This window comes from Nocardiopsis sp. NRRL B-16309 (genome assembly GCF_001279585.1).
Classification (GTDB): domain Bacteria; phylum Actinomycetota; class Actinomycetes; order Streptosporangiales; family Streptosporangiaceae; genus Nocardiopsis.
This window is the reverse complement of the sequence record NZ_LGEC01000065.1, coordinates 219,236-235,903: the sequence shown is the minus strand read 5'-3', so window position 1 is coordinate 235,903 and position 16,668 is coordinate 219,236. Positions and strand designations below refer to the sequence as shown.

The window sequence follows — 16,668 nt, the reverse complement described above, 5'->3', positions numbered from 1 at the left end:
CCCCGACACGCTTCACCGGCCCCCTTCCCCCGGAGCGCGGGTCGCCCAGGCCAGCAGGGGTCCGAGCGCTCACTGACCTGGTCCGACCCGGCGTCGGTGCCGTTCGGGTAGACTTTGTCAAGCCCCAAAAAGGTACCCTTGACCTGCGTGTTCGCAAACCTATTAGGTACGTTAAGTCACAGATTCGTGGTATCCTTGTGGTAGCGGAAGGGGTACCTGTCACATGGCTTTCAAGGTCGGCGACACTGTTGTCTACCCCCATCATGGGGCTGCTCGTATTGAAGCGATCGAGACTCGCACCATTAAGGGCGAGGACAGATCCTACCTCGTTCTGAGGGTCGACAAGGGCGATCTGACGGTGCGTGTGCCCGCCTCGAACGCCGAGGATGTCGGCGTTCGCGACGTGGTGGGGCAGGAGGGCCTGGACAAGGTCTTCGAGGTGCTTCGCGCACCGCACACCGAGGAGCCCACCAACTGGTCCAGGCGCTACAAGGCGAACCTGGAGAAGCTGGCGTCGGGCGATGTCAACAAGGTCGCCGAGGTTGTTCGCGACCTGTGGCGCCGGGACAACGAACGCGGTCTGTCCGCCGGCGAGAAGCGGATGCTCGCCAAGGCGCGGCAGATCCTCGTCAGCGAACTCGCACTGGCGGAAAAGACCAACGAGGACAAGGCGGAAGCCCTCCTCGACGAGGTTCTGACGGGCTGAGGGCACGGTCGTAGAATCGCGTAATTGATGACGAATATGCCTCGGGTGGGCGTCGGAACCGACGTCCACCCGTTTGCTCCTGGACGAACCCTTTTCCTGGCCGGATTGGAATGGCCGGGAGAAGATGGTGTCAGTGGCCATTCCGATGGCGATGTCGCCGCGCACGCCGCGTGCGACGCGCTGTTGTCGGCCTGCGGGCTCGGGGATCTCGGATCCAACTTCGGCACGTCCGACCCACGGTGGAAGGGCGCGTCCGGTGCCGCCCTGCTCACCGAGACGGCCGCGCGCGTGCGTGCGGCCGGCTTCGAGATCGGCAACGTGGCGGTTCAGATCATCAGCAACCGGCCCAAGTTCGCGCCCCGGCGCGCGGAGGCCGAGAAGACGCTGTCAGAGGTCGTGGGAGCGCCCGTGAGCATCTCGGCGACCACGACCGACGGCCTGGGCCTCACCGGGCGGGGAGAGGGCATCGCGGCCGTCGCGACGGCCCTCTGCGCTCCCGGGGGCTGAGCGGCCGGGCTCCGTACGACGCGAGGGCCCCGGGGCGCACACGGAGGAAACGTGTGCGCCCCGGGGCCCTTTGCCATGCCCTGGGTGGGTTCGGGGTCGGGGGCTCGGGTCCGTGCGGGATCGGTCGGGAGGGGTCCCGGGTCGGTCTCGGTGGCCGTGGGCCCACGGCGGTGGCCGTCGGCGGGCCGTGTGGACGGGCCTGAGCCCGCACGGCGGAGGCCCGGGAGGGTCGAGTGCGGCCGGGGCCGTTGAGAGCGGCCGGGCCGAGAGCAGTCGGCCGGGAGAGCGACTGGGGCGGCTCGGACCGACCGGGCGGCGGCGGAGCTACTCCTCCGGGGGCAGGGGCTCGCTGCGTACGCGTCGGGAGGGCGGCTCGGCCGAGAAGTCCGGCATCGGGGGCCGCGGCGGCTTGAGGACCATCGACCGCTTCTCCACGGGCTTGCGCAGCGGCCGCTTGCGCAGGGCGGGGCGCTCCGGTTCGGCGGCGTACGGCGGGTCGGCGGGCCGTCCGGGTGCCGGGTCCGCCGAGGACTCGGGCGCGGGTTCCGTGCTCCGGTCGGGGCGCGGGGTCGATCCAGACTCGGGCGCGGGTTCCGTGCTCCGGCCCGGGTCCGAGACCGTTCCAGGCTCGGAGGTCGGGTCCGGAACCGATCTGGAACCGGGCGCCGGTTCCGCGACCGGGGCCGTCGTCCGTTCGGACTCGGACACCGGTTCCGGGTGCGTGGCCGCCGTCGGTCCGGGCTCGGACGTCCGGGACCGTTCCGGCCCGGGTCCGGGCTCGGTGGGTCGCGGGTGCTCCGGAGCAGTCGGTTCCGGCTCCGGTTCCGGGGTGGGGCGGGCCGCGCCGGGCGGTACCGTCCCCGAGACGTGGGGCGCGTGAGGCGAGCGTGGTGCACGGGTCTCCACCGCGGATCGCGGCGGAGTGGGAGGCACCGCGCCGGAGGGTTCCGGAGCCGGTGGGCCGATACGGAAGGCGGCGCGTACCTCCGGGCCCGTGTCGTGGTCGAGGGCGGGCGCGGGTGCCACGGGTGCGGTGGGCGCGGTCGGCCCGCCGGTGTGGCCGGCTCCGTCCCCGTCCCGGGGCTCCTCGGGGTCCTCGGGCTCCTCGCCGGGCGGGGTCCACACCGGCGGGACGTAGTCGTCCAGGGCGCTGGTGTCGGCCTCCTCCTCGGGTGGTTCCCAGAGGTCACCGGCCGGGGAGGGCTCGGCCGGAGCGACGGGTCCGGGCGGGACGTCCTCCTGGGAGGGCGCGCCGACGGGCGCGGTGCCGTCCGTGTCCGCGATGTCGTCGGCGTTTTGGTCCGAACGGTCGGAGCCCCGGCCCGAGCGGCCGTCCGTGCCCTCGTCCGCGGCCAGGCCGAGACGCGGCGCGCGCTCGTCCTGCCGCGCTGCCGCGTCGTTCCCCGGGGCGTCCGGTCCCACCGTCGTGGCGGACGTCGACGACGCGCCCGGTGCGGCGCGGTCGTCCGTCCGCACGTCTCCGGCCCAGGGCTCCGCGAAGGCCTCCGGCTCCGACGTCGCTCGGGACGACGTCGACACGGTCGACTCCACGCGCCCGTCAGGCTCCGTGGCCGTATCGTCGATTTCCCTGGTGCCGTCCGAGTCCGTGGCCCGGGTCGACGCCGCTGGCCCGCCGGGTAGGTCGGCTCCGGTCCCGGGCGCGGACCGGTCCTCCCGCGGCACGGCCGGGTCGGTGACGGGGGAGAGCGGCTCCTCGTCCTCCTCGTCCGACGACGGGAGCACCACGGCCGGTCCGGGTTCCGGTGCCGGGGGCCCGGTGACGGCCGGAGGCGCCTCCGCCTCGTCCGTCGTGGGGTCGCCGGGCGGGGGTTCGTGCTGGAAGCCCTCGTCCGTGAGGCCGTCCGCCACGTCCGGGCCGTCCTCGGTTCCGGTCTCCACGGGCGCGGGCCGGGCCGCTCCGGGTACCACCGGCACCGTCTCGACGGCGCGCTTGATCGGGTTGTCGCCCCGGCTCGCGCGGCGGGGCAGCGGAACCGTCGGGACGGAGGCCTCCGGCAGGTCCGGCTCCTCCGGTCCGCCCGGCTCGTCCTGACCGTGTGCCTCAGGGGCCGTCCGCGCGTCGTCCTCCTCCGAGGGGTCCTTCTCCGGGGCGTCGTCCGCGGGGGCGTCGGGCTGCGCGCGCAGGCGGCCCACGGGCGGTGCGTCATCGTCCCGAGGTGCGGCGGTCCGGGCCGGAGAGGTGCGGATGACGGTGTCGTCGGCGGCGCCCAGACGCAACAGCCGCGTGCTGAGGGCGCCGTCCTCCTCGTCATCGTCCTCGTCGAACTCGTCCTCGGGCGGGGCGACCGCCCGGGCGGGCAGCACCGTGGTGCGGTCCTCGTCGGGGCGCGGACGCGGGGACGTCCGCCGGCGGCGCCGGATGTGCGCGCGCACTGTCAGCCACAGCAGGAAGGCGACCAGGAGCGCGGCCAGGGGCGCGACGGCGACGATGACGTTGGCGACGCGCTGGTTCACCGACTCCACGAGCTGGAAGTTGCTCAGCAGCATGGCGCCCGCGGCCAGCAGGACCAGCGCGGGGATCAGGATGACGTCGACCCACAGGCGCTGCCTCGGCCGTGCCTCGCGCAGCATGTAGCTGACCCAGAAGGCCATCAGGACCAGCAGCGCGTAGGTCGCCGGGAACACGTGTGCCAGCGGGCTCCCCTCGTGTCCGCCGTACTCGGCGAACTGGAAGATGCCGTGGTAGGAGATGACGAGGGCGCACACGGCGATGACGCCGACGAACAGGGCGCCACCGACGAGAGCACCGGCTCCCGAGCCGCGACCTGCGGGCCGACTGTTCCGTGTCCCTGTCTCGGGGGCGTTGTTGTAAGGGGCCATCGCCATCGCAGCGTAGTCCAGCCGGTGGCGCTAACACGAGATTCCGGCCGATTACGGTCGCTTCCCGATCGGACGATGTCGTGTCGTTCTGTGGGCGTTTGTCAGGTTTTTGCCTGCGGTGGAAGGCGGCGCTCGGCGGCGGAAGCGAGTTATCCCATGCCCCGATGTCTCGAATACGGTTCAGTCCATATCCGGGTCGTGACCTGTCCGGGAGCCGATTCAGCCCCGGCACGCTCCACGTTTGTGACGCGGGGCCGAGGGGAAAGCGGATACGCTTGACAACGTGAGTCTGCGCTTCTATGACACCAGTGCCCGACAGGTCCGCGAGTTCACCCCGCTGCGTGAGGGGTGCGCCTCCCTGTACCTGTGTGGTGCCACCGTGCAGGCACCCCCCCACATCGGCCACATCCGGTCCGGCGTCAACTTCGACATCCTGCGCCGATGGCTGACCCACCTCGGCTACGACGTCACCTTCTGCCGCAACGTCACCGACATCGACGACAAGATCATCAACGTCGCCGCGGCCGAGGGCGTGCCCTGGTGGATGGTCAGCGAGCGCAACCAGCGCGCCTTCACCCACGCCTACGACGTCCTGGGCTGCCTGCCGCCCACCGTCGAGCCGCGGGCCACCGGCCACGTGCCCGAGATGATCGACCTCATGCGCCGGCTCATCGACGCCGGGCACGCCTACGCGGCCGACGACTCCTCCGGCGACGTCTACTTCGACGTGGGCTCCTACCCGCGCTACGGAGAGCTGTCCAACCAGCGCCCGGACCAGGTCGTGGAGTCCGCCGACGCCGCGCGCGACAAGCGCGACCCGCGCGACTTCGCCCTGTGGAAGGGCGCCAAGCCCGGCGAGCCGAGCTGGGAGACCCCGTGGGGCCGCGGCCGCCCGGGCTGGCACCTGGAGTGCTCGGCGATGGCCACCAAGTACCTCGGGCCGACCTTCGACATCCACGGCGGCGGGCTGGACCTGGTCTTCCCGCACCACGAGAACGAGCTCGCCCAGTCGCGGGCGGCCGACGACGGCTTCGCGCGCTACTGGCTGCACAACGGCCTGCTCACCGTGGGCGGCGAGAAGATGAGCAAGTCGCTCGGCAACTCCCTGCGCATACCGGAACTGGTCGAGAAGGTCCGGCCGGTCGAACTGCGCTACTACCTGGGCCAGGCGCACTACCGGTCCACCATCGACTACTCCGACGCCGCGCTCCAGGAGGCGGCCGCCGCCTACCAGCGGATCGAGGGCTTCGTCACCCGTGCCGTCGAGGTACTGGGCGAGGTCGTCCCCACCAGGGACGTGCCCGCCGAGTTCGCCGCCGCGATGAACGACGACCTCGGCGTCTCGCAGGCCCTCGCCGTCGTGCACGGCCACGTGCGCGAGGGCAATACCGCCCTGAACGCGGGCAACAAGGAGAAGGTCGCGGAACTGGCCGGGCAGCTGCGGACGATGCTCGGCGTCCTCGGACTGGACCCGCTCAGCGAGCAGTGGGCCAGCGGGGAACAGGGCCTGCGCGAGGTCGTGGACGCCCTGGTCGCGGTCGCCCTCGAACAGCGCCAGGCGGCCCGCGCCCGCAAGGACTACGCGGCGGCCGACGCGATCCGCGACCGGCTCACCGAGGCGGGCGTCGTGGTCGAGGACACCCCGCAGGGGCCGCGCTGGGACCTGCGGCGCGGCTGACGAAGGACACGCGCGGTGGCGCGGCGGCGTTAGTCTGGAAGTTCGCCGCCGCCCGCGCGCTGGTCGGCGGATTCCACCAGCCGGACACACGAGTGCTTCCGGCATGCTCGCGCGATGATGTACGGGGAGGCGGCGACCATGCCGGCGAAGAAGAGCAAGAAGGGCCCGACCAAGGGCAGCGGCGGTAAGGGCAAGCGTTCCCTGGAGGGGAAGAGCGGCACCCTGCCCGCCAAGGAGCGGCACTGGTACCAGGGCAAGCAGCGCGCCCGCGCGGCCAACCGCCCGGCACAGCCCGGTGGACAGCCGGGACCGCGCAACGAGCGCCGCGGTGAGGGCGCCGACCTGCTGATCGGGCGCAACCCGGTCGTGGAGGCGCTGCGGGCGGGCATGCCCGCCACCCGCCTGTTCCTGTCCAACAGCCTCGACCCCGACGACCGGGTCAACGAGGCGGCCAAGCTGGCCGGGTCCCAGGGCGTGGACATCGTCGAGGTGAACCGCACCGACCTCGACCGCCGCTGTGAGAGCAACGGCCTGCCCGACGCCACCCACCAGGGCATCGTGCTCCAGGTGCGGCCCTACCAGTACTGGGCGCCCGAGGGGCTGCTCGACGCCGCTCTGGAGGCGGACACCCCGCCGCTGGTCGTCATGCTGGACGGCGTCACCGACCCGCACAACCTGGGCGCCATCGCCCGCTCGGCCGCGGCGTTCAACGCGCACGGGATCGTCATCCCGGAGCGGCGCTCGGCGAGCGTCACCATGACGGCGTGGAAGACCTCCGCCGGCACACTCGCCCGCCTGCCCGTGGCCCAGGCCACCAACCTGACGCGCACGCTGGAGTCCTTCAAGAAGGCGGGCCTCTTCGTGGTCGGCCTCGACGCCGAGGGAGACACGCAGCTGCCCGAGCTGGAGCTGGCCACCGGCCCGCTGGTGGTCGTCGTGGGCTCCGAGGGCAAGGGACTCTCGCGCCTGGTGCGAGAGGCCTGCGACGTGGTGGCGAGCATCCCGATCGGCGGCGCGGAGTCCCTCAACGCCTCCGTCGCGGCCGGGGTGGCCCTGTACGAGGTCGCCCGCCGCCGCGGCGCGTCCGCCTAGGACACCAGCGGTCCCGGAGCCTGCTCCGGGACCGCTCTCCTGCTCAGTCCCCCTGGTCCGACCAGGGTTCGAGGACCACGATCGCGGTCCGGCCGGGCCGAAGCGCCGCATAGGCGTCAAGGTCCGTGCCCAGTTCGTTCCACCGGGCCCAGAGGCGGGCCCGCTCCTCATCGACGGCTTCCCGCCCCCGGACCCCGCGTCGACCGTCCACCAGCTCGACGTCGGCTTCGGGACGGGCCCGCAGGTTCAGCCACCACGCCGGCTCGGGCTCGGCCCAGCCGTTCATCGCGAGAGCGACCAGGTTCGGACCGTCCTGGAAGTAGGCGAGGATCATGCTGCGTTCGCGGCCGGTGCGGCGGCCGACAGTGGTCAGGCGCATGGTGCCCCAGCGACGGGCGGTCGGAGCCCAGAGACCGACCCGGCCGCGTGTGACGCGGTACAGGGCGCGGTGTACGCGCCACGCCGTCCGAATGAACCACCGCGGCGGAAGCCGCGTCGATCGCCTGCGTTCGTCGACCATGGCACCCCAGCTCTCGGTTGATCGACACTATCCCCTCGCCGACAGCACGCGACAGTGCCCGAAGCCCCCGTCGTCCGCGACCGGGGCCGGGGGCCGCCTGGATCCGCCCCTGAGGGCGGGGACGGGTTTCACCGCGGAGATGTCCCGGCTCGTGCACCACCAAGTAGGCCTGTGGGCGTTCGAACCGGTACCATTCGGGTGGACGCGCCCGAGGTCGTCAGGCTTTGGGAGCCCGCCAGCGTAGCTCAATTGGCAGAGCAATCGCCTTGTAAGCGATAGGTTAGGGGTTCAAGTCCCCTCGCTGGCTCTCACATGGTCTGACCTGGGACATCTTGAGGCGGAGTCACTCCGCTGACAGCCTCACCGCCTGGAGAGTAATCGCCTATGGGGCACCCGGCGTGTGCGCCGGGGACCGCGCAACCTTGCCGCAGGACCCCTGAAGACCCACGTCGACTCCTTCGTCCTGACCCTGCGCGCCGCCGATCGCAGTCCCGGTCGTGTCACCGCGGGCGAAGCGTTCGGCCGCCCGTTTCCGCACCTGGTGCACGGGGGAGGTCGTGCCGCCGGGGCCGGTGTCAGGGGGGATCGGAGATCACGAGTTCCACCTGGGTGGAGGGCGACTCCGTCGCGGAGTGCTGGGGGCAGGGGGGATCCGCGCAGGGGCGGAAGCGCATCCAGGCCAGCTCCCGTGCCCGGCGCCGGTCGAGTGCGAGCAGACTGCGCGCGCTCGGCGTGAAGGCCGCGGGCCCGTGCCGGGTGGCCGCGCGCAACTCCCGCCAGCGCCGCGAGTGCATCCGCTGGCTGCGCTCGGTGACCCGTCGTCCCCGGGCGTTCTGGCCGGTCAGGGCCTCCTGGGGGGTGGCGTCGATCATCAGCACGTGCACCTCGTACCGGCGGAGGCGGCAGAGCAGGGCGAGCAGCATGCGAACCGGGCGCCGGGTCCCGCAGTCGTGCACCACGACCGGGCCGCCGCGCAGCGCCGCGGCCACTCGGGCCAGGTGCAGTACGTGCACCACCCAGCGCCACAGCGGGTAGGGGACCAGGCGAAGCAGGGGCCTCAGCTGGTACCGCGACTGTAGCGAGTCGATCACCCGCACACCGTCCGCGGTGAGCACGGTCCGCTCCTCGTCCCCGCGGAGGCCGAACAGCCGCCTCAGCAGGGTACTCTTCCCGGCCCCGGGCACCCCGGTGACCAGGACCAGGGACCGCCGAGGGTAGACCGCCCCGCGCACCAGCGCGTCCTTCGTGGGCACATACGTAAGCACGGTTCCAGTACCGCCTACCGAGCGTCTGTCAGATCTCCCGAACCACGAGACATGCTCATCGTATGACCTTGGGTCGCTGACGGAACACGCCCTGACGCTCGGGCCGACGGCACCCGGACGGCCCTCGTCGAGGACGTGGGCCCCGTCCTCTCGTCCCGTTCCCAGCCGGACCTGTTCGTGCCTGATGGTCGGGCACCGGACCGCCGGCGGCACCTCAACACCTGGTCTCGCACGGATCCGGTGAAACGCCCTCCGTTCTCACGCGATCGCGGTCCCCGCGGGCCCTCCCGGCGTCCTGGCGGGTCCCGGTTCGTCGAGCCATCCCTGATGCCGGTAGAGTAGTACCGGTATAGTTATTGGTTTCATGAGTGGGGTGCCGCATGGTCGAGATTCTGAGCCCCGCCGGGGTGTCCCGCGCGAGGGAGACGGGTGCCCTGGTCGCCGAGATCCTGCGGACGGCCAGGAGCCGCTGCGCGGTCGGCACGAATCTGCTGGAGATCGACCGGTGGGCCCGGGACATGATCGTCGAGGCCGGGGCGCGGTCCTGCTACGTGGACTACGCGCCCTCCTTCGGGCGCGGGCCGTTCGGCCACTACATCTGCACGGCCGTCAACGACGCCGTGCTGCACGGGCTGCCCCACGACTACGCGCTCGCCGAAGGCGACCTCCTGACGCTGGACCTGGCCGTCTCTCTGGAGGGAGTCGCCGCGGACGCCGCCATCAGCTTCGTCGTGGGAGAGTCCCGGCCACCGGAGAGCGTCGCGATGATCAGCGCGACCGAACGCGCGTTGAGCGCGGGGATCGCCGCGGCGGTCCCCGGGGCCCGGACCGGCGACATCTCCCACGCCATCGGCTCGGTCCTCAGCGCGGCCGGATACCCGGTCAACACCGAGTTCGGCGGCCACGGCATCGGATCGACGATGCACCAGGACCCGCACATCGCGAACACCGGTCGGCGCGGGCGCGGGTACAAGCTGCGTCCCGGCCTGCTGCTCGCGCTGGAGCCGTGGGTCATGGCGGACACCGCCGAGCTCGTCACCGACGCCGACGGGTGGACGCTCCGCAGCGCGACGGGGTGCCGGACCGCGCACAGCGAGCACACCATCGCCATCACCGACGACGGGGCCGAGATCCTCACCCTGCCGAGGTAGGCGCCGAGGGGCTCACCCTGGTCCCCGCCCTTCGGGTACCGGGGTGGCGCGCCTTTCCCGGCGCCGGGCGCTCAGCTCGTAGACCGTCACCGATATCATCCACAGCGCTGTGAGGGGGATGACGAACCACAGCATCGCCGCGCTGAACGGACCCAGAGCCGCGTGCTCGGTGGCCTCCACGACCAGGTAGGCGATGTAGGCGGCGTAGAACCCGACGAGCAGCCCGCCCTCCCAGCGGACCACCTCCAGCCGGGTCAGGGCGATCGGGAGCAGGACCAGGGCGACCGCCACCATGATCGGCAGGTCGAACCGCAGGGCCGCCGGGGCGATGGGGATGCCGCCGGGGGACACGAGGGCGGCCAGGCCGAGGACCGCGCCGATGTTGAAGACGTTGCTGCCCACGATGTTGCCGACCGCCATGTCGCGCTCGCCCCGCAGCGCGGCGACCACACTGGTCACCAGTTCGGGCAGCGACGTACCGACCGCGACCACCGTGAGTCCGATGAGCAGGTCGCTCACGCCGAACGCGGTCGCGATGGAACTGGCCCCGTACACCAGCAGCCGCGCACCGGCCACGAGCAGGGCCGTGCCCAGGAGCACGAGCGCCAGGTCCGCCCAGAGCGGGCGCGTCCGCTCGGCGCCGTCGGTGCCCGGCCGGTCCGGAGCCGGGCCCCTGGACGCCCGGCGCAGGGAGACCAGCACCGTGACGGCGACGTAGACCGCCAGGGACGCCAACAGGAGGAACCCCTCGACGCGGCCCAGGTTTCCGTCCAGGGCCATCAGGAGCGCCACGATCGAGAGCGCCACCATGACGGGGATGTCGGCGCGCACGACCTGTGAGTGCACGGCGAGGGGGACGAACAGCGCCGAAGCGCCCAGGACCAGCAGGATGTTGGCGATGTTGCTGCCCACGACGTTGCCCACGGCCAGGCCCGGATACCCGGAGAGCGCGGCGTCGGCGCTGACCGCCAGCTCCGGTGCCGACGTCGTGAACGACACCACCGTCAGGCCCACGACCAGCGAGGACATCCCCAGTTTCCGCGCCAGTGACCCGGCGCCGCGGACGAGTGACTCCCCTCCGGCCACCAACAGGACCAACCCCGCCACCAGGGCGAGCACCACCAATGCGTCCACACGAACCCCTCGATCTCCCCAAGCCGCCGCACGTGGCATACCCGTGCACCGCGGATTCCTCCCGCGCAGGCCACAAGCTATCGCCCGGCCGCCTCGCGGCACCCGTCACGGTCGGCCGCGGTCGCCTCCCGGGTCGGTGCCGAACACGCGGACGGGGCCCTCGCCCACGGCGCGTACGGTCGCGTGGAGCGGCATGTCGCGTCCGCGGTGGCGGGTGTGCCTAACAGGACCCGGGCGCGGGGAGCTCCACCGACTGGCGGTGGCGGAACACGTTGAGCGGGTCCCAGCGCTGCTTCACCCGCTGGAGCCGGGGGTAGGCGTCCTTGTAGTAGAGCTTCGACCACCGGTCGGCGGAGCCGTTCCAGGACGAGTCGTTGAGGTCGGCGTCCGGGTAGTTGATGTAGCAGCCGTCCGTGGCCTCGCCGATCACCGGGACGCCTCCGGTCGAGGCGAAGGTCTTGCGGTAGATGTCGCGGATCCACGCGATGTGCCGGTTCACGGCCGACTCCTCCTCGACGCGCTTCCAGTACACCTGGAACTGCAGTTTGAGGATGGAGTCGCGCTGGGGCACGGCGGTCGGCCGGGGCGGCCGGTTGACGGCGCCCCCGTAGGAGTCGACCTGGATGAGCGCCTCCTTGTTCACGTAGTCGCCGTAGCGCTTCTTGCCCAGGTAGTCCCACATGGCCTCGATCTGCGCCGGGCTGAAGGGGCGGCGAAGATAGGCGGACTTGTACTTGCCGCAGCGGTTCTCACCGGAGGCGTTGAGCGCCTGGGTGGCCGTCAGCCAGGGCAGCCTCCGGGGCACGCGCATCCCCTGCACGGGCGGGTGCTCGCCCATGGGCGCCGCCATCTGGGTGGACTCGGGCCGGATGCGGCCGTCGACGGAGTCGAGGAAGTGCTCCAGGGCTCGGGCGCCGTCGGGATCGTCGTCGTCGACCTGGGCGAGGAAGCCGATCTCCCCGTTGCTCATGTGGTTGAGTTTGAGCATCGCGAACAGCTTCCCCGACGCCTCCTCCGGGTCCTGGTGGTCGCGGAAGTACTCGCCGTAGGCCGTGACCAGCTTCGCGAACTCCTTCTGGGTGAAGTCCGACCACTGCCAGGAGCGCGCGGTCAGGAGCACCTTCGACGGGGGTTCGGGCAGATCTCGGAACCAGAAGCGGGTGACCGCCCCGAAGTTCCCGCCACCGCCTCCGGTGTGCGCCCACAGCAGGTCGCGGCGGTCGGGGTCGGGGTCGTCGCGGGTGGCCAGGACGAGTTCGACCGAGCGGTCGGGGCGCACCACGGCGACCTCCACCGCGTACAGGTAGTCGACGGTGAGCCCCTGCTGCCGGGAGAGCAGGCCGAATCCGCCGCCGGTGATGTGGCCGCCGCTCCCCACCGAGTAGCACGAGCCGCCGGGCAGGGCCCGGCCGCTGAGCGGGTACAGGTGGCTGTACGTGTGCCAGTTGGTGGCTCCGGATTCGACACAGTACGCCTCCAGCGCGGGGTCGTAGTAGATCCCGCACATGGGGCTGACGTCGATGATCACCCGGACGTCGTCGCCGCAGACGAAGTCCTCGTAGCAGTGGCCGCCCGACCGCACGGTGATCCGGGTGCGGTCGGGGTGCCCGCCTTCCTGGTTGACGGCCTCGGACAGGGCGCGGGCCACGCCTTCGGGCGAGCCGGTCAGTCGGACGTGGTCGGGCCGGGCGATCCAGCGCTGGTTGAACCCCCGGCTGAGTGCGGGGTAGCGCTTGTCGGTCGGCGTGATGGTGGTGGTGGGAGGAATGCCGTGGCCATGGGTCATGGGAGCCGCCTGTCCTGGGAGGGAACGGGACACCGGCTGAATACCCAGCGTCATCGAATGCGAAAAGTGACCGAGACACTCCCCCTGGTTATGGACCCTGGTCGCCGGGGTGGACTCCGAACCGAAACCGGTGCGTCCCGGGGGCCGTCTCGTGCGCCACCTGGCATCGAGGCCCGGGGCGAAGGAACGGAGGTTCGCGCCGGGGGCCGTACGCGTGGTGCCGGTGCTGAGGCTGCCGTCCGAACCCGAACGACCCATCGGGGATCGGACTCTGTAGTCGACGAGGAATCCGTGGCAGGACAGGCGGATCGCCCATCTCTACGAAAGCTGAGGCCGCACATGCGAGTACCCGGAGCAGAGGCACCTTCCCACGCGGGTCGGCGGCCCAGGCGGCGGCTGGTCGCGGGTCTGGTGATCGCGGCCGTCTGCTCGATCGGCCTGCTCCTGCTGCTCCTGACGCCGTCCAGCCACCCCCTGGGCTCGCACGAACCCAGTCCCTGCCACCCCGTTCTTCCGTGGGTGTTCCACCCGAGCGATCCGCTCTTCCAGAACGAACGGCTCAACTCCTGGACGAGGGACCAGTGCGCGCTCGCCCGGCAGGGACGGGCCACCGCGGCACTGTTCGTGGCCGTGCCGGTCATCGCCCCCGTGGCCCTCGGCGCGTGCGGGGTGCTGTTCAGGCGCCCACGTACTCCGCGAGGTGTTCCCCGGTGAGGGTCGCACGGGAGGCGACCAGGTCGGCCGGCGTGCCCTCGAACACGACCCGGCCGCCGTCGTGGCCCGCGCCCGGACCGAGGTCGATGATCCAGTCGGCGTGCGCCATGACCGCCTGGTGGTGCTCGATGACGATCACCGACTTGCCGGAGTCCACGAGCCGGTCCAGCAGGGCGAGCAGGTGGTCGACGTCGGCCAGGTGCAGCCCGGTGGTCGGCTCGTCCAGGACGTAGACCCCGCCCTTCTCCGCCATGTGGGTGGCCAGCTTGAGCCGCTGGCGCTCGCCGCCGGAGAGCGTCGTCAGGGGCTGGCCGAGGCGCAGGTAGCCCAGGCCGACGTCGTCGAGGCGGGTCAGGATCGTGTGCGCGGCCGGTGTGCGCGCCTCGCCCGAGCCGAAGAACTCCTCGGCCTCGGCCACCGACATCGCGAGCACCTCGCTGATGTCCCGGCCGCCCAGGCGGTGCTCCAGCACGGAGGCCTGGAACCGCTTGCCCTCGCACTCCTCGCAGGTCGTGGCGGTGCCGGCCATGATCCCCAGGTCCGTGTAGATGACCCCGGCGCCGTTGCAGTTCGGGCAGGCGCCCTCGGAGTTGGCGCTGAACAGCGCCGGCTTGACCCCGTTGGCCTTGGCGAACGCCTTGCGGATCGGGTCGAGCAGCTTGGTGTAGGTGGCGGGGTTGCTGCGCCGCGAGCCGCGGATCGCGGTCTGGTCGATCGCCACCACGTCCTCGCCCGCGGGGATCGACCCGTGGACGAGCGAGCTCTTGCCGGAGCCGGCGACGCCGGTGATGACGGTCAGGACGCCGAGCGGGATGTCGACGTCGACGTCGCGCAGGTTGTGCGCGTTCGCGCCGCGGATCTCCAGGGCGCCGGTCCGCGCGCGGACCTCGTCCTTGAGCGCGGCACGGTCGTCGAGGTGGTGCCCGGTGAGGGTGTCGCTGGCCCGCAGCCCCTCGACGGTGCCCTCGAAGCACACGGTGCCGCCCTCGCTCCCGGCGCGCGGGCCGAGGTCGACGACGTGGTCGGCGATCGCGATCGTCTCCGGCTTGTGCTCGACGACGAGCACCGTGTTGCCCTTGTCCCGCAGCCGCAGCAGCAGGTTGTTCATCCGCTGGATGTCGTGGGGGTGCAGGCCGATGGTGGGCTCGTCGAAGACGTAGGTCACGTCGGTCAGCGACGACCCGAGGTGGCGGATCATCTTGACGCGCTGCGCCTCACCGCCGGAGAGCGTGCCCGCGGGGCGGTCGAGCGAGAGGTAGCCCAGCCCGATCTCGACGAAGGAGTCGAGCGTGTGGCCGAGCTTGGCGAGCAGCGGGGCCACCCCCGGCACGTCGAGGCCGCGGACCCACGCGGCCAGGTCGCTGATCTGCATCGCGCAGGCGTCGGCGATGTTGACGCCCTCGATCTTCGAGGAGCGCGCGGACTCGCTGAGCCGGGTGCCGTCGCAGTCGGGGCAGGTGGTGAAGGTGACCGCCCGGTCCACGAACGCCCGGATGTGCGGCTGCATCCCCTCGCGGTCCTTGGAGAGGAAGGACTTGCGGATCTTGGGGATCAGTCCCTCGTAGGTGAGGTTGACGCCCTCGACCTTGACCTTGACCGGGTCGTGGTAGAGGAAGTCCCGCATCTCCTTCTTCGTGTACTCGCGGATCGGCTTGTCCGGGTCCACGAATCCCGACTGGGCGTAGACCTTCACCGTCCACAGGCTGTCCGACTTCCAGCCCGGGATGGTGAACGCGCCCTCGGACAGCGACTTGGAGTCGTCGTAGAGCTGGGTGAGGTCGATGTCGTTGACCGTGCCCCGCCCCTCGCAGCGCGGGCACATGCCGCCGGTGACGCTGAAGCTGCGCCGCTCCTTCGTGGTCGTTCCGCCGCGCTCCACCGTCACCGCGCCCGCTCCGCTGATGGAGGCGACGTTGAACGAGAACGCCTGCGGTGAACCGATGTGCGGCTGTCCGGCCCGGCTGAAGAGGATGCGCAGCATCGCGTTGGCGTCGGTGGCGGTGCCGACCGTGGAGCGGGGGTCGGCCCCCATCCGCTCCTGGTCGACGAGGATCGCCGTCGTCAGACCGTCGAGGACGTCGACCTCGGGGCGCGCCATCGTCGGCATGAAGCCCTGCACGAAGGTGCTGTAGGTCTCGTTGATCAGCCGTTGCGACTCGGCGGCGATGGTGCCGAACACCAGCGAGCTCTTGCCCGAGCCGGAGACGCCGGTGAAGACCGTCAGCCGCCGCTTCGGGATCTCGACGCTGATGTCCTTGAGGTTGTTCACACGCGCGCCGTACACGCGGATGAGGTCGTGGCTGTCGGCCTCGTGCCGTGCGGGCACCGGCGCGTCTGTCTCCGTGGGCGTGCTCATCGTGTCTCCGTCTGTGAGGGTGGGTCGGTCACCTGGATGGGAGCCCCTGGCGCAGGGCGGGGGCGGGCGTGCCGCTGGTCGGCGCCGCCGCCGCGCCCGTGGCCCGGCTCAGCGCGGTCGCTGGATCCGGAGCATGTCGCCCGCGGACTCGCGGAAGGCGGAGCCGCGGAGTCCGTACGGCCGGTCGACCGGTCCCTGGACGGCCTCGGCGCCGCCCGTCCGCGGTCGCGCGACGGCGGCGCCGAGGCCGAGCGCGTCGCGGCGGAAGACCGGCGAGGCGCCGGGATCCGGGTGCGGAAGGAAGCTCTGGTGAACGGTGATGTCCATGTGCGTCAATCTAGACCGGGGCCCCGGGCCTGCGCTTCTCGATTCCTGACCGGTCTGGTGACCTGCTTGGCCACGCACGAGGGCATGCCCTCGGTGGACTTCTCGGCCTCGTTCCGGTAGACGCTGGGCGGCATCCCCACCAGCTCGGTGAAGCGGGTGCTGAACGTGCCCAGCGACGAGCAGCCGACCTCGAAGCACACCTCGGTCACGCTGAGTCCGCCCCGCCGCAGCAGCGCCATCGCCCGCTCGATCCGCCGCGTCATCAGGTACGAGTACGGCGACTCCCCGTAGGCCTGCCGGAACCGCCGGCTCAGGTGCCCGGCCGACATGTTCACGCCCCGGGCGAGCGCCTCCACGTCCAACGGCAGGGCGTACTCCCGGTCGATCCGGTCGCGGACACGACGCAATCGGGCCAGGTCGCTCAGGTGCTGCGTGGCGGAGGTGGTCACGTGCGTGATCGTGCCACGTCCCCGCGGCGTTGGCCAGGGTGACATGTTCCGGGGCCGGTCAAGGAACGACAGACCGTGCGCGGTGCGCGGGCCGCGTGTGCCCGCGCACGCCCGCGGAGGTCCCGGACCGGCACGGACGGGC

14 protein-coding genes and 1 tRNA gene are annotated in these 16,668 nt (G+C 71.7%); 7 read left to right on the top strand and 8 right to left on the bottom strand.

The window, feature by feature from the left end; translation table 11 throughout:
- Positions 1 to 223 precede the first annotated feature (223 nt).
- Together ADL05_RS10795 and ispF are read left to right on the top strand one after the other, a co-directional pair.
- Entirely contained in the window at positions 224 to 706 is a 483-nt protein-coding gene (locus tag ADL05_RS10795) for a CarD family transcriptional regulator (RefSeq protein WP_053616749.1), read from the top strand.
- 36 nt (positions 707 to 742) lie between these two features.
- Positions 743 to 1,213: a 2-C-methyl-D-erythritol 2,4-cyclodiphosphate synthase gene (gene ispF / locus ADL05_RS10790; RefSeq protein WP_082376266.1), complete on the top strand. Its 471-nt coding sequence runs from the start codon at positions 743 to 745 to the stop codon at positions 1,211 to 1,213.
- A 324-nt stretch (positions 1,214 to 1,537) separates the two neighbouring features.
- Here the strand turns inward: ispF and ADL05_RS10785 are convergent, their stop codons facing one another.
- Positions 1,538 to 4,060 carry a DUF2637 domain-containing protein gene (locus ADL05_RS10785; protein WP_053616747.1) on the bottom strand — a complete coding sequence of 841 codons (2,523 nt, stop codon included), beginning with the start codon at positions 4,058 to 4,060 and terminating at the stop codon, positions 1,538 to 1,540.
- A 277-nt stretch (positions 4,061 to 4,337) separates the two neighbouring features.
- Here ADL05_RS10785 and cysS point away from each other — a divergent pair, with 277 nt between their 5' ends.
- Together cysS and rlmB are read left to right on the top strand one after the other, a co-directional pair.
- On the top strand, positions 4,338 to 5,732 hold the full coding sequence (gene cysS / locus ADL05_RS10780) for a cysteine--tRNA ligase (protein WP_053616746.1): 1,395 nt from the start codon (positions 4,338 to 4,340) through the stop codon (positions 5,730 to 5,732).
- Positions 5,733 to 5,870: 138 nt separating this feature from the next.
- Positions 5,871 to 6,824: a 23S rRNA (guanosine(2251)-2'-O)-methyltransferase RlmB gene (gene rlmB / locus ADL05_RS10775; RefSeq protein WP_053616852.1), complete on the top strand. Its 954-nt coding sequence runs from the start codon at positions 5,871 to 5,873 to the stop codon at positions 6,822 to 6,824.
- 43 nt (positions 6,825 to 6,867) lie between these two features.
- Here rlmB and ADL05_RS10770 read toward each other — a convergent pair whose 3' ends face one another.
- Positions 6,868 to 7,344 carry a nitroreductase/quinone reductase family protein gene (locus ADL05_RS10770; protein WP_053616745.1) on the bottom strand — a complete coding sequence of 159 codons (477 nt, stop codon included), beginning with the start codon at positions 7,342 to 7,344 and terminating at the stop codon, positions 6,868 to 6,870.
- Between the two features lie 234 nt (positions 7,345 to 7,578).
- On the opposite strand from ADL05_RS10770, the gene ADL05_RS10765 reads away from it, so the two are divergent.
- Positions 7,579 to 7,651 (top strand) — tRNA-Thr (locus ADL05_RS10765).
- A gap of 268 nt (positions 7,652 to 7,919) precedes the next feature.
- Here the strand turns inward: ADL05_RS10765 and ADL05_RS10760 are convergent.
- Entirely contained in the window at positions 7,920 to 8,597 is a 678-nt protein-coding gene (locus tag ADL05_RS10760) for an AAA family ATPase (protein WP_231640693.1), read from the bottom strand.
- A gap of 392 nt (positions 8,598 to 8,989) precedes the next feature.
- Between ADL05_RS10760 and map the strand changes: the two genes are divergently transcribed.
- Positions 8,990 to 9,760: a type I methionyl aminopeptidase gene (gene map / locus ADL05_RS10755; RefSeq protein ID WP_053616743.1), complete on the top strand. Its 771-nt coding sequence runs from the start codon at positions 8,990 to 8,992 to the stop codon at positions 9,758 to 9,760.
- A 12-nt stretch (positions 9,761 to 9,772) separates the two neighbouring features.
- Here map and ADL05_RS10750 read toward each other — a convergent pair whose 3' ends face one another.
- Both ADL05_RS10750 and ADL05_RS10745 read right to left on the bottom strand, forming a co-directional pair.
- Positions 9,773 to 10,894, bottom strand: a complete 1,122-nt coding sequence (locus ADL05_RS10750) for a calcium/sodium antiporter (RefSeq protein WP_053616742.1) — start codon at positions 10,892 to 10,894, stop codon at positions 9,773 to 9,775.
- A gap of 220 nt (positions 10,895 to 11,114) precedes the next feature.
- Complete coding sequence (locus ADL05_RS10745; RefSeq protein WP_053616741.1) at positions 11,115 to 12,680, bottom strand: FAD-dependent oxidoreductase; 1,566 nt, start codon at positions 12,678 to 12,680, stop codon at positions 11,115 to 11,117.
- Between the two features lie 339 nt (positions 12,681 to 13,019).
- Between ADL05_RS10745 and ADL05_RS10740 the strand changes: the two genes are divergently transcribed.
- Positions 13,020 to 13,394, top strand: a complete 375-nt coding sequence (locus ADL05_RS10740; RefSeq protein ID WP_156365803.1) for a hypothetical protein — start codon at positions 13,020 to 13,022, stop codon at positions 13,392 to 13,394.
- Here the strand turns inward: ADL05_RS10740 and ADL05_RS10735 are convergent.
- The 3 genes from ADL05_RS10735 to ADL05_RS10725 all read right to left on the bottom strand — a co-directional run bounded on the left by ADL05_RS10735 (position 13,357) and on the right by ADL05_RS10725 (position 16,535).
- Positions 13,357 to 15,750, bottom strand: coding sequence for an excinuclease ABC subunit UvrA (locus ADL05_RS10735; protein ID WP_053616739.1), 2,394 nt, complete (start codon positions 15,748 to 15,750; stop codon positions 13,357 to 13,359). The genes ADL05_RS10740 and ADL05_RS10735 overlap by 38 nt on opposite strands.
- A gap of 108 nt (positions 15,751 to 15,858) precedes the next feature.
- Positions 15,859 to 16,077, bottom strand: a complete 219-nt coding sequence (locus ADL05_RS10730; protein ID WP_082376277.1) for a hypothetical protein — start codon at positions 16,075 to 16,077, stop codon at positions 15,859 to 15,861.
- 5 nt (positions 16,078 to 16,082) lie between these two features.
- On the bottom strand, positions 16,083 to 16,535 hold the full coding sequence (locus ADL05_RS10725; RefSeq protein WP_231640700.1) for a helix-turn-helix transcriptional regulator: 453 nt from the start codon (positions 16,533 to 16,535) through the stop codon (positions 16,083 to 16,085).
- Between the last annotated feature and the right edge of the window lie 133 nt (positions 16,536 to 16,668).

Bases quoted from the DNA above. Each gene is read 5' to 3' on its own strand.
- map (WP_053616743.1), top strand. From the start codon at position 8,990: ATGGTCGAGATTCTGAGCCCCGCCGGGGTGTCCCGCGCGAGGGAGACG.
- ADL05_RS10740 (WP_156365803.1), top strand. From the start codon at position 13,020: ATGCGAGTACCCGGAGCAGAGGCACCTTCCCACGCGGGTCGGCGGCCC.
- ispF (WP_082376266.1), top strand. From the start codon at position 743: ATGCCTCGGGTGGGCGTCGGAACCGACGTCCACCCGTTTGCTCCTGGA.
- ADL05_RS10795 (WP_053616749.1), top strand. From the start codon at position 224: ATGGCTTTCAAGGTCGGCGACACTGTTGTCTACCCCCATCATGGGGCT.
- ADL05_RS10785 (WP_053616747.1), bottom strand. From the start codon at position 4,060: ATGGCGATGGCCCCTTACAACAACGCCCCCGAGACAGGGACACGGAAC.
- ADL05_RS10735 (WP_053616739.1), bottom strand. From the start codon at position 15,750: ATGAGCACGCCCACGGAGACAGACGCGCCGGTGCCCGCACGGCACGAG.
- rlmB (WP_053616852.1), top strand. From the start codon at position 5,871: ATGCCGGCGAAGAAGAGCAAGAAGGGCCCGACCAAGGGCAGCGGCGGT.
- ADL05_RS10730 (WP_082376277.1), bottom strand. From the start codon at position 16,077: ATGGACATCACCGTTCACCAGAGCTTCCTTCCGCACCCGGATCCCGGC.
- ADL05_RS10745 (WP_053616741.1), bottom strand. From the start codon at position 12,680: ATGACCCATGGCCACGGCATTCCTCCCACCACCACCATCACGCCGACC.
- ADL05_RS10770 (WP_053616745.1), bottom strand. From the start codon at position 7,344: ATGGTCGACGAACGCAGGCGATCGACGCGGCTTCCGCCGCGGTGGTTC.